This is a genomic window from Anaerocolumna cellulosilytica (assembly GCF_014218335.1).
GTDB classification, from domain to species: domain Bacteria; phylum Bacillota; class Clostridia; order Lachnospirales; family Lachnospiraceae; genus Anaerocolumna; species Anaerocolumna cellulosilytica.
The window spans coordinates 4,450,557-4,472,771 of record NZ_AP023367.1; the positions used below are offsets into that span (position 1 = coordinate 4,450,557).

Sequence of the window (22,215 nt, forward strand, 5' to 3'; positions counted from 1 at the left end):
CTTTGCACAGCAAACCATATAAAGCCATGCCTTGCAAGACAAAAAAACTGCTGTAACGTATCTGCAGACTCGTACAGCACATACATTACAACAGTTTTATGAGATATTAAAAATACTATCCGTTTTTTTGATTCCGAAACTGTACAGGGGTCATACCATGCACTTTTTTAAAAAGACGGTTGAAGTGCTCCACATTCTGATAGCCCACTCTATCTGCAATGGAATCTACAGTCATACCATTGCTTTTTAACAATACTTCTGCTTTGGATATCCGTATTTCCTTTACAATATCCCCAAAAGTCTTTCCAGTATTTTCTTTGATGTATTTTGAAAGATACGGCTTTGATAAATAAAATTCTTCTGACAAGTCCTCTAAGGTTACACTTTTATAGTTGCGATGTATAAAGTTCAGGATTTCAACCATTCTTCCGTCTCTTCGGGACTGCGTGCCTTCTGCTTCCACCAGCTGATTTGCAGCTACTGCTAGAGCCATAATAGAGGACTTTATAATATCTTCGTCAAAGCCAACACCCCAATACAGTTTATTCTTATAGCTAAGACCAATATAAGAAACCGCTTTTGAAGAAGTTCCCTTTGACAAGGCATGCTCTTCATAGATCATTAATTCATAATTAATTCCAAAATACTGTCTGATTGCATTACTAATAGCATCTAAGCGTCCGTTACCACTTGAACTTATTACAAACTCTTTGCCTTCTTCACAGATAGTTAGCTCCGCTAAAATTCCTTCTGCCTGTTTAAAATGGAATTCTTTTATCTGGAATTGTTGTGCATTATGCACATACTTTTCTTCAAACACCTGATATATTAATCCTGGAGACAATTCTTTGTGTTCTCTATCTGAAACATTTTTGATAAAGTATCCTACTTCTTCCTTCATCTTTTCAGGAAGGGATAAACCAAAATTCTGTTTCAAGATATAGCTTACGCCGCCTTTACCGGATTGGCTGTTGATACGGATTACATCGGATTCGTATTCTCTTCCGATATCCTTTGGATCAATAGGCAGATAAGGTACACTCCAGATTCTCTCTCCTTTTTCTTCTCTCCACTTCATTCCTTTTGCTATGGCATCCTGGTGAGAACCTGAAAAGGCTGTAAATACCAGTTCACCGGCATAGGGAGAGCGCTCGTAAACCCTCATTCTTGTAAGTCTTTCATAGGTTTCACATATCTTTGGCATATTCCCAAAATCAAGTTTTGGGTCAACACCATGGGAATACATATTCATAGCTACTGTAATTATATCAACGTTTCCTGTACGTTCTCCGTTCCCAAATAAGGTACCTTCAATACGGTCTGCCCCGGCGAGCAGACTTAATTCTGCATCACATACACCACTTCCTCTGTCATTATGAGGGTGTATGGATATTACCACATTCTCTCTGTACTTTAAGTTTTTACTAATATATTCGACCTGACTTGCAAAGACGTGAGGCATTGCATTTTCTACTGTTGTAGGAATGTTGATAATTGCTTTCTTATCTTGTGTCGGTTTCCATATATCTAATACGGCATTGCATATTTCCAGTGCAAAGTCAACCTCCGTTCCCGGAAAACTCTCAGGGCTGTACTGAAAAGAAAAATTACCGTCTGTTTTATCACCAAGCTCTTTTAATAACTTCGCTCCAGAGATTGCAAGTTGTTTGATTTCCTCTTTACTTTTGCCAAAGACCTGCTCTCTCTGTGCTACAGATGTAGAATTATAAAGATGGACGACTGCATGAGGTGCTCCTTTTAACGCTTCAAAAGTCCGCTTAATAATATGTTCTCTTGCCTGGGTAAGTACTTGGATGGTAACATCTTCTGGTATCATATTTTTCTCAATAATAGTACGGATAAAATTATACTCCGTCTCAGAAGCCGCCGGAAATCCTACTTCTATTTCTTTAAAACCGATATCAACCAGCAATTGAAAAAACTCTATTTTTTCTTCCAAACTCATAGGTTCTACCAATGCCTGGTTACCATCTCTTAAGTCAACACTGCACCAATAAGGTGCTTTATCAATGTAATCTTTTGTTACCCAATCATAAGATAGAACCGGAGGCATAAAATAAGCTTTCTCATATTTTTTAAATTCCATAATAAACTCCCATCTGTGTGTTCTAACGTATTGACGCTTGCACACTCTTAAATCAAGATGTTGACTTTTTCAATTGATATGTTTTCATTTATCTATCAGGAACGCTATTAGTTCATATTTTCCATCTTTATTATACCCTCCCACAGGAGGTGGTTTTTTACTAAAAACATGGAATTGTACAAATATAAAAAAATCTTTCGTCTCCTAATAAATGCGAACACTTAACTAGAGACGAAAGATGAAATCTTGCGCGGTACCACTCTACTTCATGATAAATCATGCACTTACAAGCACGGGCTAAATGCCTTATACTTAAACCTTATAACGGAGGTTGTTCCGGCTTCGTCTACTTATTGTTCAACGAGCTGCTCCAAGGTGAGTTCATCATAGACCGGATACTGTTTCCCATCAGCCAACAGCTTTCTGAAATCAGGTTTATCATTACTATTCCTTTTCACTGCATTTCATTTTCTATACTATAGCAGATATTTTTTTGTAAAACCAGTGATAAATTTAATCAGTTATATTGATTTTTTTTATCATCCTTCTTTTCATTTGGAATATGACATAAGTTGCAACCTATAAAATTAGTTGTTTAATTAAGAAGGAAGAACCACATAGCAACTGCCATATTTGCATAAGCAGTAATTACGTGGTTCTTTATTTGTCAGTTCCCTTTATTGTATTAGTCTACTAAAACTCCGTCATAATATACTTTTACTACAGGATTTGATATGGTACCGTAAGCAGACCAATCTGTCTTGGCAAAACGGATATCCATAACAAAACTTCCGCTTCCGGCTGTTAATTCAGCGCTTTTACTAACAGTAAGCGTCAATATTTTGTCATGAACAGCACCTGAAACAAAGTCACTTAAGGAAGCATAGTACGGAGGATAGGTAGTCTGTAGAGCCGCCTGGTCACACCATACATTTTGCGCAGCACTGCTCATTCCTTCTCCTGTAAAGGTTATAGTCACTTTGGATAAATCAATGGTTCCTCCCACTGCCGTTACTGTATACTTCTGCCCAATGGAATTGCCACTATTTTTAGTCGTAACTGTTACTGCTGGAATCCCTTCTACTGGGTTGCCCGTGGGCGTTGGACTGCTTGTTGGTGTCAGCGTAGGGGTTACTGTTGGGGTCACTGACGGGGATACCGTTGGGGTGGGGCTAACCGTTGGCGTTATTGTAGGCGTTGCAGTAGGTACTTTGGTCGGTGTTGGCGTGCCTGTCGGATTCATTCCTTCAATGATAGCATAGTACGCAGGTTTTGCTTTGTACTCTGCATCAAAGAGCAGAGGATACCCTCCTAACCAGCTTGTCGCATCCGTTACTCCCCAAAAGATTACAGCTGTAAAATTAATACCTTCTTTTTTCAGACTTACTACTTTATTCATCAACATTTTATAGCGGCTTGCCTGGGAAGCCAGGGCACTGCTGCTGCCATCCGGCTGTTTTATATCCAATTCTGTAAGCTGAAGTTCAAGCCCCAGAGTGTTGTATTTTCTGGCTGCTGTTTCAAACATACTAAGACTTGGATAATCCATAGTCCAGTGGGATTGCATCCCCATACCATCAATCAGGTTCTTCTTTTTTAAATCTGACAAAATCTCATAGATAAAGGAGCTTTTCTTACTTTCATATTCATTATAGTCGTTATAAAAGAGCTTACAACCTTCCGGTGCGTATTTTCTTGCATATTCAAACGCTTTTTCAATAAAATCGCTTCCTACCGTCAACATCCAAAGAGAGTTCCCAGGTGTTGTATTATTAGAACCCGGATTTCTCATACCCGTTGCAGTATTTGGGTCCACTGCTTCATTAACTACATCCCATGCATAGAATTCTACCGTCGGGTAGGCTGTACTAATTAATTCCATCAGGTTTTTAATATAATTCTCAAGTCTTTGTAACATTACCGCCTTAGATGCCCATGGCGCATTGGAGTCTGTGGAATAGTTTTCTTTAAAGAACCAATCCGGTGTCTGAGAATGCCATACCAGTGTATGTCCTCTTACCGGTATATTATTATTTCTTGCATATTCTAATAGTGTCCTGGCTGCTCTTATGTTAACCTGAGGATTTACCTGGTCACCAGAGTTATCCTCCATATATGCTATGGTGGCATTATAATCAAGTACAGCGTCCGGTTTTAATTCATTTCCCGGGGTTAATAAATTATAATGTTTCTTCACAAGAGCCTTCCCCGGCGCCGGTGCCAATTCATTGGCAGTGGCAGCACCACCTATGTTAAAATAAGGTGCATAAACCTCTTTCAGGCTTGGAATGTTATCCTCAATATCTGGCAAATCTGCGGGTGTTGCAGTAAAATCATCCAGATAAAAATCCAAAAAATCTTGTGAGGACGGTGATGACTTATATTCTGTCTCCACATAAATGTAGACATTGGTAGCATCGGTAGGAATTGTATATTCTCCCTCTAAATGTGTCCAATTGTCTTTTGTAACAGACGCAGTTTTAATGTTCTTATACTGGTCGCTTACGCCATCATTGTATTGAAGCTGTAAGCTGAATTTTTGAGTATTAGAATAAGAACTCCCCACATATTTAATCCAAATTCCAAATACATAAGTTTCTCCCAGCGTAAGGTCCTGCGTTTTGTCACTGGTTGCTCCATGCCAAGTCGCCGTACGGTTACTGACCTTAATGCTATTCATACCTGAATGCGCTTGCTCCGTACTTAAGCTTACCATTTCAGCTTCAATTCCTCTGGGTCCCCAGCCATTTAAACCGTTCTCGAAATCATCAAGTATTAAGTTTCCGTATGCAGCAACTCCTAAGTTCGGTACATAAAAGCTTGTCCCGGTTACTAGTATTGCTAAAATTACCAGTATTGCTGCTATCTTTTTGCTTTTCATACAACCACCTCCTAATTTAATATAACTATATACCTCTCTGTAACTTCTGCTTCATAGATAAACTAGTCCTGGCCGGGGTTTATCTATACATACAGCACTTTAATTATACAATATTTTCCATTAAATGAAAAGATAATTTTTCTTTGCGATTATCAATTGATTTTCGGTAATGCTTTCGATATACTGTTATTGACAAACGCATCGTTGCTTAAATGTATGAACGAATACAATTAATATTTTATGTGCTAAAATGCACAGATAGGAGTTAATTTGAAAAAGCTAAAGCGTATCCTTGCCTTGACTGCGGTAATAATACTTGTTTCCTTATATATTGTGACATTAGTTGCTGCATTTATTTCCTCACCTAGCTCCAATACCCTTTTTAAGGCCAGTATTTTTTGTACCGTTACTATTCCTATTATGATGTATGGTTATTTATTAGTTCATCGTCTTGTCAAAGGTAAATCAGAAGACGATAGTGTGAAATAAAAAATAAGTTCATACCCTAACTCATGGAATATAATAGGGATTAATAAACGGTGGCCCAAATAAAAAAGTGGCGCGTTGCATTTTGCAACTGCCACTTTTTTGTCCTGTTAAGCCTCTTCCTTGATTCTCTTCATATGCTCTTTTAACTTTTTTTCGTATCCTTCACCGGATAGTTCATAAAAAACTCTGCCATCTAATTCATCCGGTAAATATTGCTGTTTTACATAATGATTCTTATAATCATGTGCATACTTATAACCAGTACCATGCCCTAACTTTCCGGCACCTTTATAATGGGCATCCATCAGATGAACCGGTATTGATTTGATCCTCTCTGTCCGCACCGCCTCCATAGCTGCATCAATGGCGCAGACGGAGGAATTACTTTTAGGGGCACAAGCCACATATGCAACTGCCTGAGCAAGGACAATCCTGGCTTCCGGCATGCCAAGCCGTTCAACTGCCTGAGCAGCAGCAGTGGCAACCACCAATGCTTGCGGATCTGCATTCGAAACATCTTCGGAAGCACATATCATAATTCTTCTGGCAATAAAGGTTATACTTTCTCCGGCATATAACATTCTGGCAAGATAGTATATTGCGGCATCCGGGTCAGAACCTCTCATGCTCTTTATAAATGCCGAAATAGTATCATAATGATTATCTCCGGTTTTATCATAACGGACTGCTCTCTTCTGAATACACTCACTTGCTACTTCTAAGGTAATATGAATATTGTCATCCTTCTCCCTCTCCGTAGTTAGGATACCAAGCTCTATGGCATTTAAAGCCGCTCTGGCATCCCCTCCTGAGATATCTGCCAAAAACTCCAGTGCATCCTCATCAATAATAGCCTTATAACTGCCCATACCCTTATCCGTATCGTAAACTGCCCGCTTTAATAACTCCTTTATATCCGCTTTTTCAAGAGGTTTCAATTCAAAAACCACAGATCTTGACAAAAGTGCTCCATTCACTTCAAAGTACGGATTTTCTGTTGTAGCGCCAATAAGTATAATCGTGCCGTCTTCTACAAAGGGCAAAAGATAATCTTGCTGACTTTTGTTAAAACGATGTATTTCATCGATGAACAAAATTGTCTTCTTTCCATACATCCCGCTGTTTTCCTTTGCCTTGACTATAACCTCTTCCATATCTTTCTTACCGGCGATTGTAGCATTAATCTGTGTAAAGGAAGCACTGGTCGTATTGGCAATTACCCTTGCAAGGGTTGTCTTACCGGTACCAGGAGGTCCATAAAATATAATTGAGCTGATTTTATCTGCTTTTATGGCTCTATAAAGTAATTTGTCCTTCCCTATAATATGACTCTGCCCTACCACTTCCTCTAAAGTTTTTGGACGCAGCCTGGAGGCTAAGGGAGAATCCTTTTCAAGATTGCTGGTTCTCATATATTCAAATAAATCCATATCTCGCTCTCCTTACTGAAAGGATTTTCGTTCTATAATATAAAACTCTACTTTATTTTATCTGAAATAACAGTATCCGTCAACAACCCGTGTATTGTTATGTTTACTCTATAAACCACTTGATTTCTATTCACCCTATTGTTACAATAAGCACAATACTTCTGTAGGGAATATAATAAGTATGGGTTAAAAAGCCCTTTCACAAATAATAACATAAAAGGAGATACTCATGTCAATACCTCAAGATCCTATTATTTTATTAAGCTATATTAACACCCAGTTAAGAGACTTCTACCCTAATTTGACTGAATTATGTCAAACCCTGAACCTCGATGAAAAAGAACTCCGCAATCAATTAAAAGCAATCGATTATGAATACAATGCAGAATTAAACCAATTCAAATAAGGAGTATGTTATGCCAGATATTATTAAAAGTGTCCATACCGGAGGCGTTGGTGAAATAATAGAAAAAAAATCAAGATTTATTGCCACTGTATGGCCGATAGACTCAGAAGAAACAGCTCTGTTGCAAATCGAAGCTGCTAGAAAAAAATATTGGGATGCCAGTCACAATTGCTATGCATATGTCCTTGGATTTAAAGATGAAATACAGCGATGCAGTGACGATGGCGAACCGGCAAAAACAGCCGGAAGACCAATACTTGATATTATCATAGGAGAACAAATCCATAATGTTTTAATTATAGTTACCAGATATTTTGGCGGAACACTCTTAGGTACGGGAGGATTGGTACGTGCTTATCAGGACGCAGCGAAGGAAGGTCTAAAAGAATCCGTTATTATCGAAAAAATACCAGGAAAGAAAGCGTTCCTGACTACTGATTATACCTGTCTTGGAAAGCTTCAATATCTGATTGGAGGACATGGTGTTCATATACTTGACAGCAATTATGCAGATTCTGTTACCTTGCATCTATTAATTCCCAATGAAATATATAATGAGTTTTCAGCTCTTATACTGGATACTACAGGCGGAAAGGTGATTTTAAATCATGAAGAAGACCTTTATTATGCTAAGGTATCCGGGGAAATTATGCTTTTTGATAGGACAACTGCTTAAGAGGGAGAACCAGCGGTTATCCTATCAATTTGAGCATACAAAAAAGTAAAAAATCCTTAAGTTTCCTTAAAAGATTTTTTACTTTCGGCTTTCTGCCAAGTACTTCATCCCACTATGCTGATAAGATTAACTCTATAATACACAATCCGATACCAGATCGTCCACTATTTCCAGCATGGTTACCAAAGTTACTTCATTGTTCCACAATGTATGTACCATATTCTTAACAACATCCCTCGAGTATGAAATTGGCTCTGTGTATTCCGTCACCAGATGATTTTCCATGTGTTGTACTATTTTAATTCCATATAACATGATGTCTTGTCCACGATTTCTGTAATCTTCTACCAGATAATAATCGAATTTAACTTCTTTATTATCCTCCAGTACAATTGTTTTCGTACCCTCTAAGTATAATTTTCTCATAGCCCCTCCCTAACGTCCGTCATATAAATTTTTTACATCGTAGTTTCACAGCAGGATTAATTCTATTTATATTATATCTGCCGAAATAAATGATGAAAAGACCAATATTGCGCATTAATAGACATATTTCGACACGTCTAACTATTATTTCACAATAAGAAAAAATTACATGAATTTTCCCATCTATAATATTCGCAATTGTGAAATCAGTGACAATTACTTACAATTTTATCATGCAACATTTTGTTGCCCATTTATAAATAGCACTCGGTTCTCTCTATGTCATCTCTGAAAACTCAATATCCCTAATTAGGTAGCTTTCAGACATGCCCTAAGAATGCTGTATTCCAAAAATTATCTTTATTTTGCTTGTACTATTTGATATAATAACAGGATGAAGGAGGTTTATTATGGACTTTAGTAAGAGTGGTACTGCAAAAAAACAACAACAGATAAAGTCTACCGCCAGAAAAGTTGCCTCAAAAGCCAGAGTTTCTCTTTTCCGGTTGCTATTAGTAGGAATTGTTTTTGTAGCTATCGTAGGTTCATTTGCCGGCTTTGGACTTCTGAAGGGACTCGCTGATGGTGCACCTAGTGTTAATCAGTTGGACCTTGCCCCAAACGGCTTCAAAACCAATATATATGATAGAGATGGTAATTTAATACAGACCTTAAGTGATGCCGAATCCAATCGAGTTTATGTAACTATAGACGCTATACCGAAGGTTTTACAAAATTGTTTTATTAGTATAGAAGACGAACGTTTTTATGAACATAACGGTATAGACATGCGCGGTATTTTCCGTGCCTTTTTCGTCGGTCTTAGCCAAGGTGGTAATTTTGACGAGGGAGCCAGTACAATTACCCAGCAGTTGATAAAGAATCAAGTATTTGAAGGCGGTGCTGAAGATAATTTTACAGATCGTATTATTCGTAAAATACAGGAGCAATACCTTGCCATACAGCTTGAAAGTCAACTAAGTAAAGACGACATTTTAGAGTATTACTTAAATACGATTAACCTTGGTGCCGGTACTCATGGTGTTCAGACCGCATCAAAACGCTATTTTAACAAAGATGTACGAGAATTGAATCTATCTGAAGCAGCAGTTATTGCCGCGATTGCTCAATCTCCGACTAATTTGAATCCAATTAATCACCCTGATAATAATGCCAAAAGACGTTCCTTTATTTTGGATTATATGAAAAAACAGGGCTTATGTACAGAGGAGGAATACCAGGTTGCCGTTAACGATGATGTGTATTCCAGAATCCAATCAGTGAATGAGGAACAGTCCGTAACTTCTTATTACAGTTACTTCGTAGATGAATTAATCGAACAGGTAATAGAAGATTTACAGTCAGAAAAAGGATATACTTATACTCAGGCAAGTAAAGCCTTGTATAGCAGTGGATTAAGTATTTATACAACATTAGATTCCAATATTCAGGCAATTCTTGATGATGTATACTCCAATGAAGATTACTTCCCTAAGGTAGGTACTTATTCTTATTGGGAACTTACGTATGCTTTGTCAATTGAGAAAAAAGATGGTACTACAATCCACTACCACACCAAAGACCTTGCTGATTTCTTCGAACCGGATTCTTCCTTTTCCACTTATTTTTCTAAGAAAGAGGATGCTCTTGCACTGATTGAAGAATTTAAAGCCGCAAAGATTAAGAAAGGTGATAACATTCTGGGTGAGAATACCAGTCTGATTTTACAGCCTCAATCTTCCATGGTTATCATTAACCAAAAAACCGGCCAGGTTGTCGGATTAATTGGCGGCAGAGGCGAAAAGACTGGTAACCGTACTTTAAACCGCGCTACAAATACCTTTAGACAGCCGGGTTCAACTTTTAAAGTTTTATCCACCTATCTGCCCGCACTTGATTCAGCAGGAATGACTCTTGCTACTGTTATAGATGATGCCGCCTATAAATATCCTGGCTCAGACAAATACGTTAACAATTGGAATAACGGCGTCTATAAAGGTCTTACTACTCTACGCCAGGCTATAACAGAATCTATGAATGTAGTAACTGTTAAGACTTTAGAAAAGGTTACACCACAAGTAGGTTATGATTATCTTACCAAGCTTGGTATTACCTCTTTGGTAGAATCTATGACCGACGATAAGGGAAAAGTATTCTCAGATATAAATCTACCCATGGCCTTAGGCGGTTTGACCAAGGGTGTTTCAAATCTTGAGTTAACCTCTGCTTTTGCTGCTATAGCGAATAGTGGTATTTACAACGAGCCAACTTTTTATACAAAGATATTAGATCATGACAATAAAGTATTATTAGAAACTGATCCTGTACAAAAGCAAGTCATGAAAGAATCCACTGCTTTCCTACTAACTAGTGCTATGGAGGATGTTGTAACCAAAAGTAACGGAACCGGACGTTCTGTTAACTTTTTAAATACGAAGATGCCAATTGCTGGTAAAACCGGCACTACCTCTGATGATTTTGATCTTTGGTTTTCCGGGTATACCCCATACTATACAGCTTCCATCTGGTCTGGCTTTGACACGAATAAGACCCAGAGGGAAAAAAGTTATCAAAAGATTATATGGCGTGATGTTATGGAACGAATTCATAAACATTATAAGCTGGAAACAGTATCTTTTACAAAACCAGATTCCATAGTTACTGCTAAAATCTGTACTAAAAGCGGTAAACTGGCAGTTGATGGTCTATGTGACCACTATGTAGGAGGTTCAACGGTTCGAACGGAATATTTTGCAAAAGGCACGCAACCTAAGGATAAATGTGATGTTCATGAAAAAGTTATCATCTGTAAAGAAACGAAAAAGAATGCCAATGAATATTGTCGAGATACAGAAGAGGTGGTATATTTAATTAAAGATGAAACTTCTGCAACCAAGGACGCTCCTTATATTAAGCCAACAGAAACCTGTAAGAAGCACAATGCCTCAAATACCGGTATGAAAAACCTGATTCCAGGACTCCCAAGTAACATTACTCCTACACCACCTGTAGTTACACCAATTGTACCGCCTTCAAATCCAGGTGACGGAACAGAAAACGGTAATGAGAATCTACCAACACCAACTCCAGGCAACGAAGATGATGATGAAACTGAGGACGTGGAATTTAATTATGATTATGGTAATTAAGAATTGTTAATTTATAATTGGAAAGGCAGCGGTGATTTTACCGCTGCCTTTATCTATATTAAAAGCTTGTTATATACCTTTTTAAAATGTATAACATAAGTTTATTCTAGGTATCCGCAACATTCTAATAGATAGAAAGGTATATAAGTAAGCCTGAAATATAACCTGCTTAATCCTTCATTTTAGGACTGAATATCCAGGATGCAAGGTAACTGAATATTAGTGCTCCTGATATACCCACTGCCGATGCCGTAAAGCCTCCTTTGAATATTCCAATAAAACCGTCCTCATCCACTGCCTTTTTAATTCCTTTAAATAAAGTATTTCCAAAACCGCTTAAGGGAACACTTGCTCCTGCTCCTGCCCATTTTGTAAAAGGCTCATATATACCAACAGCGCCTAAAACTGCACCAAGACATACCAGAATAACCATGATGCGTCCGGGCATTAACTTAGTATTATCCATTAATATTTGTACTGCTGCACAGATTGCTCCTCCAATTAAAAATGCTTTTACATAATCCATACACAAAACGCTCTCCTTTCTTTTGTATCTATTATTTAATTGCGAAACGATAAATCTAGAGGTTGCACATAAAATAAAGTTTCGCAATCGTCTGTATTAACTATTCTGCTTCTAATATTACACCATGGGCTATGCCCGGTACAGAATTTCCCTCATTAAAGCTTACTGTGGATAATAAAGCACCTGTAGGTACAAATAATACTCTTTTCCAATCTCTTTTTTGTAATTTAGGAAATATATAACTGGTTAGGGTGATGGCACTACAGCCACAGCCACTTCCGCCTGCATGAGTGTCCTGGGTTTCCTGATCAAATATCTCGATTCCACAATCCATATGATTGCCACTGATATGATAGCCATCCTGCTTTAACAAATCAATTAAGATATCCTTTCCTACATATCCTAAATCACCCGTTATTATCTTGTCATAATAATCCGGTTTCACTTTTAAATCGGACAGGTTTTGAGAGATTGTTTTATAAGCCGCCGGCGCCATACAAGCCCCCATATTCATAGAATCTTTCACACCATAATCTACAATTTTTCCGACCGTAATACCTTTTACCCGAATACTGGCTTTATTATCTTTATCTGCCTCTTGTGGCTTTGAATTTCCTATTACTACAGCTCCGCTGCCGGTAACAGTCCAACTTGCACTAAGAGGTCTTTGATTGCCATAGGCTAATGGAAATCGGAACTGTTTCTCAGCTCCCGCAAAATGACTAGAGGTCAGCGCTAATACTTTATCTGCAAAACCCCCGTCTACCAGAACCGAACCGATTGCCATGGATTCCCCCATGGTAGAGCAGGCACCATACACACCAAATAGCGGGATATCCAAATCCATAATGCCAAATGAAGTTGCAATTAATTGCCCTAATAAATCTCCTCCAATTAAATAACGAATATCTGTATTTTGTAAACTTGCTTTTTTTATTGCCAAGTCTGCTGCTCGTTTCATTAAACGACTTTCTGCATCTTCCCAGCTTGTCCCTCCAAACATTGGATCTTCCTCAATTTGATCAAAGAACGTTCCAAGAGGTCCTTCCCCTTCCTTTTTACCTGCAATAGAAGATCCTGAAAGTATATAAGGAGGGTTTGAGAATAATATGCTTTGCTTCCCAACCGCTTTCTGTGTCATATCTTTTTGATTGCCCATGTTGTTCTCACCCATATCCCAATCGATAGGATACGTATAGCCACCAATAATAGTCTGAAGGAATAAAAGGTGGCATTTCCTTTCTTTCACGTATTTTCCCTCAACGATTCCTAATTATCCGCATTATCCCGATAGAATACTACTTTATCCACCAATTACGCCCAGTCTGATTAGGATGTAATATATAAGTCCTAACAGCCAGGAGGAAAATATACCATACAGGATGACAGGCCCAGCAATGGTAAATATCTTACATCCGATACCAAATACCTGTCCTTCTTTTTTAAACTCAATTGCCGGGGCTGCCACAGAATTTGCAAAGCCGGTAATAGGAACGACCGTTCCCGCACCTGCGAATTTAGCTAATTTAGGGTAAATATTTAGACCGGTTAGAATAATTGAAAGTAGAATTAAGGACAGGGAGGTATAACCTCCTGCAATTTCTTCGCCTGCTCCCATTGATTTATACAAATCAGTAAAACCCTGACCGATTATGCAGATTATCCCTCCCACAAAAAACGCTTTGCATAAATTGGCAAACCAGTTATGGGTAGGTGTCATGTCCTTTACATATTGATTGTATATTTGTTCTTTGGTATCCTTATTTCTTTCCTTTACTACATCCGAGGCAGTGACTTTATTTTTATCATTTTGCATCTGCTTATCTCCTTTCTATCCTTCTATTAATATAGGTAATACTACAAGTTTTATTTGTATTTCATGTACAAATGCAGCAGTGCTCCTACTCCTTTGCCAAGGGCAAGGCAGAAGACTATGAAGGGTATCCCAAACTTTAGCTTTATTCTCTGCGCAAAGATAGGAAATACTTGTATTACCTCTTCTAGTGCTACCGCCAGGCATCCCACAAAGCTTCCGGCAAACCCTCCAAAGATAATCATTCCTATAATTCCAAAGGGCAGATTCAACTCAAACAGTATCACTATATTACCTATACCTGCCCCCAAAACTACAACATCTTCATACATCATAATGCGGCTTGCTGTATTCGTACGAATTGCCAGGCGTGTTAAAACACCTATAACGGTAATAAAAGCAACCAAACCTGCTGCTATAACGAAACCTCCGGTAAAACCAATAATGGCCAATAGTCCATATCTAACGAACATCATGGCTTTTTCCCTCCCTGCCTGCGTTCTCAATCAGGGTTTTGTCTAAATCCTCTTCATAGACCCGCATCTGAACCTGCATAGGTGTTGGATCATTTCCAAGCTTTGCTTTTGAGAAATGATTGAAAAATAAAATAATACCTAGCGGCAGACCAGCTGCGTAGGCTAACTCCATCACCGAGCCGCCCAATTTATCCTCCCCTAGAACCAGTTGGTATATCGTGTCAAAGACATCTTTTACATTGGCATCCTCATTAAAGCTCATAATTGTAAAAGCAGCACCAAAGAATACCATACAGGAAACTAAGCCTACCTTGAGTACTTCCCATATTTTATTCTCTTTTTTTGGTGGGTCGTACTGTATAATAAAATCAATTTCACCAAGGTTTACGATGGGAATATCGGGATAGGCTCTATTTATTATCTCAATTAACTTTAATATAGAGAAAATATAGTTGGATTTTTTATCTTCCTTAATGATTAAAACAACCTGCTGATACAGTTTATCGACTACATCTGTCTCCGTGCAGTACAGTTTAGCTATATCCTTAATATAAACAATCTTGTTATGAAGCAAGTTATTTTTATCGATTTTAATATATAAGTATCCTTTTTTCATTAGACAGCCGCCTCCTGAGAATATCCGTCTACCAAGGTTCCTTTATACTCAGTTGCAGTATCTTTCCGTATAATAAAGGCTATCATTATAGTAGCAACCACCACTACAAAGAAAAGTAATACTAAATATAAACGACGTTTTACAACCACTTTTTTCACCTTCTTCTTTTCTTAACTATGTTGTGTTTCTTAACATCACTCTCAATAAACAAAAAGTATCTATCCTACTATAAAATAAAAGCATCCATATATTTTCATATAAGGATGCTTTTATAATTTCTATTTCTATAGATTACTAAATAATAAAGGATTTGCTATTATTATTTGTTTCTTATTTATTAATATACTGGGAATATTTACATCATTTTTTCACGCATTTTCAACAAAATTTTCTTTTCCAGACGTGACACCTGTACCTGAGATATTCCAAGTTCCTTTGCAATATCCGTCTGTGTTCTATTCATAAAGTATCGAAGCCTGATAAGTTCTTGATCCTTTTCATCTAAGGATGCTATGGTTTCCCTTAATGCAAGCTTGTCAATCATATTTTCACTTTCATCATTGGTCTGTTCTAATTTATCAATTAAATAGATTGCATTGCCATCACCTTGATAGATGGTCTTATATAAAGATTCCACTTCCGCTCCTGATTCCAAAGCCATAACTACTTCTTCTTTTGCTAAATTTAAATCTGAACTAATTTCCTCTAAAGTCGGCTCTCTTCCGAATAAGGTGCTGAGTTTTTCTCGGGTGACACGAATTTTTCCGGCGGTTTCTTTCATTGACCTGCTGACCTTAATCACTCCGTCGTCTCTTAAAAACCTTTTAATTTCCCCCATTATCATGGGAACTGCATAGGTTGAGAATTTTACATCATATGACATGTCAAATTTATCAATTGCCTTTATCAAGCCTATACTCCCTATCTGGAATAAATCTTCCGGCTCATGTCCCCGGCTCATAAATCTGCGAACAATACTCCATACAAGTCCGATATTTTCCGTTATAACCTTATCCCTTGCCTCCTTATCTCCCTGCTGTGACAAACGTATTAATTCTAAGGTATCCACTGTTTCACTCCCTTCGTAATAAATTCCATCGGATTATTTTCCCTGACAAAAGCTTTTATATTATTAATGAATGACCTTTTTCATTTTTATGGTGGTTCCTTCTCCAGGCCTTGATTCCACCTCCAAATCATCCATAAAAGCTTCCATAAAGGAAAATCCCATACCGGAACGCTCCATCTCCGGCCTAGTGGTGTATAAGGGTTCCATGGCTTTTTCAATGTCATCGATTCCCTTGCCTCTATCTTGAATTTCAATAAATACTTCATGATTGCATATCTTGCAATTCACTTTTATTTTGCCTTCCCCACTGTCATAACCATGGATAATCGCATTAGTAACAGCTTCTGAAACTGCTGTCTTAATATCAGCAATTTCTTCAATGGTGGGGTCAAGCTGTGCAACAAAACCAGCTACTACCATTCTTGCAAAACTTTCGTTTCTTGACTTACTGTCAATCTCAAGTAACATTTCGTTGGTATAATCCATACTTATCCTCCTGCTTAAGAACGCCCTCCAAGGCCTGTTAGACCTATCGTCCCTTATTCTTTACTTTTGGTTTAAATCTTCGACTGCTTCCTCTATCGTATTAAATTTACGAATAATTTTATATAAACCGGACAACCGAAAAATCCTGTCAACGCTTTGGTTCACCCCGGTTACAGCAGCCTTCCCTCCTGTGAAGATTATTTTTTTATACCTTCCCATAATAACACCAATACCGGAACTATCCATAAACTCACTTCCCGAGAAATCAAAAATAACATTTTTGATTGGCTGCGTATTTAAAAGCTTGTCCGATTGCTCTCGTATTGGAATTGCATTGTGATGATCCAAGTCTTCAAATAATTTAATAATCAGACAATGGTTTATAATATCAAAATCTGCTTTCACCCCTTCCCGAACCTGGCTTATTGTTGTATTCTTTTTCTTTTCCTGTTTGTCCATATTCACATCCTACCTTACAGGGACTTTAAAGCCACAATACTTTTACCAACATACCTTTGCCCTAACAGCCCTACCCTTCTAATACTTTTACTTGCTAAATTCCATTATTGAATTTACATTTTTTTACTGCACTGATTATTTTAACACATATTCCCAAATACGTCCAGACCATTTCATATACCTTCATGACACTTTTATTGACAATTTCCCGTAATTAAATATAATTCCCTCTTGTATTCGGAATAAGAAAAAAGACATCCTAATGAAACTCATTAGATATGTCTTTTTCCAAAACCTTTTATCTTTTGTAATTATAGTATTCTGTTATTCCAAGGCTGCCAGACGGTCTGACGCTTCACTTGCCCTGTTGGAATCAGGAAAGTTCTCTTTCACAATAGTATAATATTTCTTCGCATTCTCAATGTCGTTCTGCTGGTGATAGGTTCTGCCAAGAAAATAAGCAGCATCCACATTATCTGTGTTGTATTCATATGCTTTTAAAAGCTGCTCCAGCGCTTTATCATATTTTCTTGAAGAATAGGAACTATGCCCCTGATTGTATAAAATATCAGATGCCTTCAAGCTCACAGATTCCTTCAAAGAGGCATATAACTCCTTCGCCGGTTGTTTCTCCAATTTATCTTCTTTTACTCCGGTCAAGGCATCTGCAACAGCCACATAGTCAATATCCGTGACGTTCCCTTTTTCTAATTCTTTAATATATAGCTCGGCTGTATTCATTAAGCCGTCATAAATAGTGTCATCATACTCTATCCCTTCATACTCCTCTACTTTTGCCTGTAAGGCAGTAATCTGACTTTCTAACTCTGTCTTCTCTTTTTCAAGGGAATCATTGGTTTGTATATACTTATTGATGCCCTCATTATATTCAATCTCTTTCTGTTTTAGTTCGCCTTGGTAAGTACTTTTTACCGTAGGAACCACTAGAAAGACTGCCCCCAATATACCAAATGCTACACCAATAATAAGATTTATAAATAACCATACATTTGGTTTTTCTTCTTTATAGCTGGAATGCTGAAATAAAGCAGGCTCTGTAGCAGTAGGCCTTACCACCTCTTTACTGCTTTTACTTTCTTCTCTGCCGGATATACTGTGATGGCCAAGCTCACCCAGATATCGCAGGGTGGTTGTATTAGAAACATCTATTTTGCTGGCTTTTAACAGGCATTTTACTGCTTTTTCATTTTCACCGGTTTTCATGTATAAAAGTGCTAACAACTGCCATGCTTTAACAAAATGGGGATTCAGACTGGTTACTTTTTTAAGTTGAATAATTGCAAGATCCTCATTACCCTGTTTTGCAGATACTAAAGCTGCATTATATTTTTTTATTGTCTGATTCAGTGTATCCAATTTCGTAGGATTAGATTGTACTGCATTGACATAATCATCTGCGTCGTTTTCCGTGGGTTTGAAATGTTTACTGATAACCCATTCACTCAGAGCGGAGACTGTTTCTCCCATTTCGTAATAAACTAATCCTAATAGATTTCTGGCATTTATATTACTTTTATTATATTCAAGACTTTTTTTGAGGACCAAAATAGCACCGGATAAATCTCTGACTTTTGCTTTTTCCAGTCCTTCATTATAATACTTATTGGATAAGAGAAACATTTTCTTATATATTGTTAAATCCTCACCGCATCGTTCACAACGATTTCTTTTCGTTGCCACAACACCTCCACATACCGGACAAATCATATTCATCTCCACCTAACTACTTTTATTTATCTTTTAAATCCTTCATCATGGTTTTAATAATATCCGTTATATCAGATAAATCATTGTTGTTAATTACATCTTCTGCCTGCTCTACTTCAAGGCTCGGCACAAATTTAGCTACTTCTTCATCAAAGTTTATCATATCTGACTCCTATCTTTAACATATATACAGGTTTCCATTAATATATACATAATAACCAGTTCGGTTATAAAAATCAAGTAATTATTGTAGTTTTAGGTACAATTTCCATCAAAATAATGGAAGCAGGATACATCCTACTTCCATTATAGTATTACGAGGTTTTAATGCAATAAAAACAGTTCGATTCCCTTCGACACGACCACCCGTTATATCCAATAATTATGGCTTTTATAACTTTTACAGACTGCTTCCAGGCTGTAATTTTTCAGAATCGGTTTCCTCAGGTTATTTTTTTAATTGGCTTAAACGTTCTTCAACTTGAGCCATCATCATGGTATACTTTTCTAATTTCTCCTTTTCTTCCGCTAATTTAGCTTCAGGAGCTTTACTTACAAATTTTTCATTGCTTAGCATACCTTTCACACGGTTTAACTCTCCTGTAAGTCTTACTTTTTCTTTTTCCAGTCGCTCAATTTCTTTCTCTACATCAACTAAATCAGCAAATGGCATGTAGATGGCGGCTCCTGGAATAAGAGCTGTTACAGCATCTTCCGGTATTCCGGTCTTATCTTCCTGTATTTTTACTTCTGCGGCATAGCCTAAAGTTGCAAAGAATACTTTGCTATTTTCAAATATTTCTCTTATGGAAGCACTTTCTGACACTACAATTACAGTAGCTTTTCTGCTAGGAGGAACGTTCATATCCGTACGTACATTACGGATTCCCTTAACTGCTGTTTTAATGGTTTCTACAGCTTCTTCCTGCTTGCTAAACTCATAGCTTTCTTCAAATTCAGGCCAATTTGAAATCATAATGGATTCATCTTCGGAATTCCTTCCATCCATCTCTAAAAGCGTACAATAGATTTCTTCAGTGATGAAGGGCATATATGGGTGAAGCAGCTTTAAAGAAGTTGTTAATACTTTCTTTAAAGTCCAGATTGCACTGTTCTTTGTGGTATCTGTATCACTATAAAGTCGTGGTTTTACCATCTCAATATACCAGTCACAGAATTCTTCCCAAACAAAATCATAAATTTTCTGAACAGCAATTCCAAGTTCAAAGTTCTCCATGTTATCTGTGACTTCTTTTACTAAGGAGTTTGCCTTAGAAAGAATCCATTTATCTGCATCTGTTAAAGCATCCGGTTCACTGTTAAGTCCATCGGCCTTTTCTAAATTCATCATAATAAAGCGGGAAGCATTCCATACCTTGTTGGCAAAGTTTCTGCTAGCTTCCACTCGCTCCCAATAAAAACGCATATCATTGCCTGGTGCATTACCTGTTATCAAGGTAAGTCTTAGGGCATCCGCACCATATTTATCGATAATTTCAAGCGGATCTATGCCGTTACCTAAAGATTTACTCATCTTACGACCTTGAGAATCTCTTACCAGACCATGGATTAATACTTTATCAAAAGGTGCTTTTCCTGTATATTCAAAACCGGAAAATACCATTCTAACAACCCAGAAGAAGATTATATCATATCCCGTTACCAATACGTTTGTAGGATAAAAATATTTATAATCTTCGGTTTCTTCCGGCCAGCCTAAGGTTGAGAACGGCCAGAGTGCAGAGCTAAACCAAGTATCTAATGTGTCTTCATCCTGAGTTAAATGGTTATGACCGCATTTCGGACAGGTAGACGGAGTTTCTTTCGCTACTGTTACCTCACCGCATGAATTACAGTAGTAAGCAGGAATTCTATGCCCCCACCAAAGTTGTCTTGAGATACACCAGTCTCTAATATTGTCTGTCCAGTTAAAATAGATTTTATCAAAGCGTTCCGGTACAAACTCTACTTCACCTGATTTTACCGCTTCTACAGCAGGCTTGATGAGCTCATCCATTTTTACAAACCACTGCTGTTTAATTAACGGTTCAACGGTAGTGTTACACCTGTCATGCGTTCCTACGTTGTGAACATGGTCTTCAACTTTAACTAATAGTCCTAACTCCTTTAGTTCCGCTACCATCTGTTTTCTGGCTTCATAGCGGTCAAGACCTGCATATTTTCCCCCATTCTGATTAATGGTAGCATCATCATTCATTACATTAATTTCAGGCAGGTTATGTCTTTTTCCTACCTCAAAGTCATTCGGGTCATGGGCAGGTGTAATTTTTACTACACCCGTGCCGAATTCCCGGTCTACATAAGCATCTGCTATAATGGGAATTTCTTTATTAACCAACGGCAGCATAACTTTTTTTCCTATCAGGTGACTATATCGGTCGTCTTCCGGATGAACAGCTACAGCGCTGTCTCCTAATAAAGTTTCAGGTCTGGTAGTAGCTACTTCAAGGAATTCTCCGGTTCCAACCACCGGATATTTAATATGCCAAAAATGACCGGACTGCTCTTCATGCTCTACTTCGGCATCAGAAATACTGGTCTGGCATACCGGACACCAGTTAATAATTCTAGAGCCCTTGTAGATATAGCCTTTTTCATAAAGTCGTGTAAATACTTCCGTAACAGCCTTAGAACATCCTTCATCCATGGTAAAACGTTCTCTGTCCCAATCGCAGGAGGAGCCTAATTTTTTAAGCTGCTCAATAATTCTGCCGCCGTATTCATCCTTCCATTCCCAGGCACGCTTTAAAAATCCTTCTCTTCCAAGCTCCTCTTTATCAATGCCTTCTGATTTTAACTTTTCAATAATCTTAACCTCTGTTGCAATACTGGCATGGTCCGTACCCGGCTGCCACAGCGCATTATATCCCTGCATCCTTTTAAAACGAATAATAATATCCTGCATAGTATTATCTAGTGCGTGACCCATGTGTAATTGTCCTGTAATATTTGGTGGTGGAATCACAATGGTAAAAGGTTTTTTACTTTTATCCACTTTTGCCTGAAAATACTTTTTATTCAGCCATTTCGCATATAATCTTTCTTCTATGTCCTGGGGGGCATAGTTCTTTGCCAATTCTTTTTCCATAGCTTTCTCCTTTATCATCCTTAAATTAATAACATCATCTGTACATGTAAATACTAGGTGCTGCTTTGCAAATCCCTGAAGGTTTTTATGATTAGAAACTTCCCTAAAACACAAAAAAAGTTCCTCGTCAAAGGACGAAGAACCGTGGTACCACCTTTATTTATGGCCTACTGTCATAGACCACCTACAAACCGATATATTATGACCCGGTCTTGTGCCTGTAACGGGACACCCCGGTATTTCTTACTTTTGTTCGGAAATACTGTTCAGAAGCTACCTTCAATAAGTTTCCTTAAGATATCCTTTCAGCCTCGGGACATCTTCTCTGCTAAGTAACCTTACTTACTCCTCTTCCTCATTACATTTATC

20 protein-coding genes and 2 other annotated features are annotated in these 22,215 nt (G+C 37.7%); of the genes, 4 read left to right on the forward strand and 16 right to left on the reverse strand.

The annotated features are described in order from the left end of the window. Window positions 1-115: 115 nt before the first annotated feature. Together acsn021_RS18540 and acsn021_RS18545 are read right to left on the reverse strand one after the other, a co-directional pair. Complete coding sequence (locus tag acsn021_RS18540; RefSeq protein ID WP_184091862.1) at window positions 116-2,110, reverse strand: 2-isopropylmalate synthase; 1,995 nt, start codon at window positions 2,108-2,110, stop codon at window positions 116-118. A 221-nt stretch (window positions 2,111-2,331) separates the two neighbouring features. Beyond that, window positions 2,332-2,574, reverse strand: a binding site (T-box leader). Window positions 2,575-2,792: 218 nt separating this feature from the next. After that, window positions 2,793-4,988 (reverse strand): endo-1,4-beta-xylanase, encoded by a 2,196-nt coding sequence (locus acsn021_RS18545; protein WP_184091677.1) that lies wholly within the window; start codon window positions 4,986-4,988, stop codon window positions 2,793-2,795. Between the two features lie 270 nt (window positions 4,989-5,258). Between acsn021_RS18545 and acsn021_RS18550 the strand changes: the two genes are divergently transcribed. Beyond that, window positions 5,259-5,477, forward strand: coding sequence for a hypothetical protein (locus tag acsn021_RS18550; protein WP_184091675.1), 219 nt, complete (start codon window positions 5,259-5,261; stop codon window positions 5,475-5,477). 107 nt (window positions 5,478-5,584) lie between these two features. Here the strand turns inward: acsn021_RS18550 and acsn021_RS18555 are convergent, their stop codons facing one another. Then, window positions 5,585-6,907 (reverse strand): replication-associated recombination protein A, encoded by a 1,323-nt coding sequence (locus acsn021_RS18555; RefSeq protein WP_184091673.1) that lies wholly within the window; start codon window positions 6,905-6,907, stop codon window positions 5,585-5,587. Window positions 6,908-7,136: 229 nt separating this feature from the next. Here acsn021_RS18555 and acsn021_RS18560 point away from each other — a divergent pair, with 229 nt between their 5' ends. Then, a complete protein-coding gene (locus acsn021_RS18560) occupies window positions 7,137-7,313 on the forward strand; it encodes a DUF4250 domain-containing protein (protein ID WP_184091671.1) in 177 nt (58 codons plus the stop codon). A 10-nt stretch (window positions 7,314-7,323) separates the two neighbouring features. After that, on the forward strand, window positions 7,324-7,989 hold the full coding sequence (locus tag acsn021_RS18565) for a YigZ family protein (RefSeq protein WP_184091669.1): 666 nt from the start codon (window positions 7,324-7,326) through the stop codon (window positions 7,987-7,989). A gap of 132 nt (window positions 7,990-8,121) precedes the next feature. Here acsn021_RS18565 and acsn021_RS18570 read toward each other — a convergent pair whose 3' ends face one another. Beyond that, a complete protein-coding gene (locus tag acsn021_RS18570; RefSeq protein ID WP_184091667.1) occupies window positions 8,122-8,415 on the reverse strand; it encodes a DUF6514 family protein in 294 nt (97 codons plus the stop codon). 410 nt (window positions 8,416-8,825) lie between these two features. Here acsn021_RS18570 and acsn021_RS18575 point away from each other — a divergent pair, with 410 nt between their 5' ends. Then, window positions 8,826-11,564 (forward strand): transglycosylase domain-containing protein, encoded by a 2,739-nt coding sequence (locus acsn021_RS18575; protein ID WP_184091665.1) that lies wholly within the window; start codon window positions 8,826-8,828, stop codon window positions 11,562-11,564. A 169-nt stretch (window positions 11,565-11,733) separates the two neighbouring features. Here the strand turns inward: acsn021_RS18575 and acsn021_RS18580 are convergent, their stop codons facing one another. From acsn021_RS18580 to acsn021_RS18635, 12 genes are all read right to left on the reverse strand, one after another. After that, a complete protein-coding gene (locus tag acsn021_RS18580) occupies window positions 11,734-12,090 on the reverse strand; it encodes a SpoVA/SpoVAEb family sporulation membrane protein (RefSeq protein ID WP_184091663.1) in 357 nt (118 codons plus the stop codon). Between the two features lie 100 nt (window positions 12,091-12,190). Further along, a complete protein-coding gene (gene spoVAD / locus acsn021_RS18585) occupies window positions 12,191-13,249 on the reverse strand; it encodes a stage V sporulation protein AD (protein WP_408626164.1) in 1,059 nt (352 codons plus the stop codon). Between the two features lie 144 nt (window positions 13,250-13,393). Then, window positions 13,394-13,906, reverse strand: coding sequence for a SpoVA/SpoVAEb family sporulation membrane protein (locus tag acsn021_RS18590; RefSeq protein WP_184091661.1), 513 nt, complete (start codon window positions 13,904-13,906; stop codon window positions 13,394-13,396). Window positions 13,907-13,956: 50 nt separating this feature from the next. After that, the gene (locus acsn021_RS18595) at window positions 13,957-14,379 is read right to left on the reverse strand and encodes a stage V sporulation protein AB (protein ID WP_184091659.1); all 423 of its coding nucleotides are present in this window, start codon (window positions 14,377-14,379) and stop codon (window positions 13,957-13,959) included. Next, the gene (locus acsn021_RS18600) at window positions 14,366-14,995 is read right to left on the reverse strand and encodes a stage V sporulation protein AA (protein WP_184091657.1); all 630 of its coding nucleotides are present in this window, start codon (window positions 14,993-14,995) and stop codon (window positions 14,366-14,368) included. The genes acsn021_RS18595 and acsn021_RS18600 overlap by 14 nt, the downstream gene beginning before the upstream one ends. Beyond that, window positions 14,995-15,144: a hypothetical protein gene (locus tag acsn021_RS18605; RefSeq protein ID WP_184091655.1), complete on the reverse strand. Its 150-nt coding sequence runs from the start codon at window positions 15,142-15,144 to the stop codon at window positions 14,995-14,997. Before acsn021_RS18605 ends, acsn021_RS18600 begins: the two co-directional genes overlap by 1 nt. 206 nt (window positions 15,145-15,350) lie before the next feature. Further along, the gene (gene sigF / locus acsn021_RS18610; protein WP_184091653.1) at window positions 15,351-16,064 is read right to left on the reverse strand and encodes an RNA polymerase sporulation sigma factor SigF; all 714 of its coding nucleotides are present in this window, start codon (window positions 16,062-16,064) and stop codon (window positions 15,351-15,353) included. 63 nt (window positions 16,065-16,127) lie between these two features. After that, a complete protein-coding gene (spoIIAB, locus tag acsn021_RS18615; RefSeq protein WP_184091651.1) occupies window positions 16,128-16,550 on the reverse strand; it encodes an anti-sigma F factor in 423 nt (140 codons plus the stop codon). Between the two features lie 60 nt (window positions 16,551-16,610). Then, window positions 16,611-17,009 (reverse strand): STAS domain-containing protein, encoded by a 399-nt coding sequence (locus tag acsn021_RS18620; RefSeq protein WP_184091649.1) that lies wholly within the window; start codon window positions 17,007-17,009, stop codon window positions 16,611-16,613. 324 nt (window positions 17,010-17,333) lie between these two features. Continuing rightward, window positions 17,334-18,710, reverse strand: a complete 1,377-nt coding sequence (locus tag acsn021_RS18625) for a tetratricopeptide repeat protein (RefSeq protein ID WP_184091647.1) — start codon at window positions 18,708-18,710, stop codon at window positions 17,334-17,336. 49 nt (window positions 18,711-18,759) lie between these two features. Beyond that, entirely contained in the window at window positions 18,760-18,900 is a 141-nt protein-coding gene (locus acsn021_RS18630) for a hypothetical protein (RefSeq protein ID WP_184091645.1), read from the reverse strand. Between the two features lie 285 nt (window positions 18,901-19,185). Beyond that, window positions 19,186-21,846 (reverse strand): valine--tRNA ligase, encoded by a 2,661-nt coding sequence (locus acsn021_RS18635; protein ID WP_184091642.1) that lies wholly within the window; start codon window positions 21,844-21,846, stop codon window positions 19,186-19,188. A 127-nt stretch (window positions 21,847-21,973) separates the two neighbouring features. Continuing rightward, window positions 21,974-22,214, reverse strand: a binding site (T-box leader). Window position 22,215 lies beyond the last annotated feature (1 nt).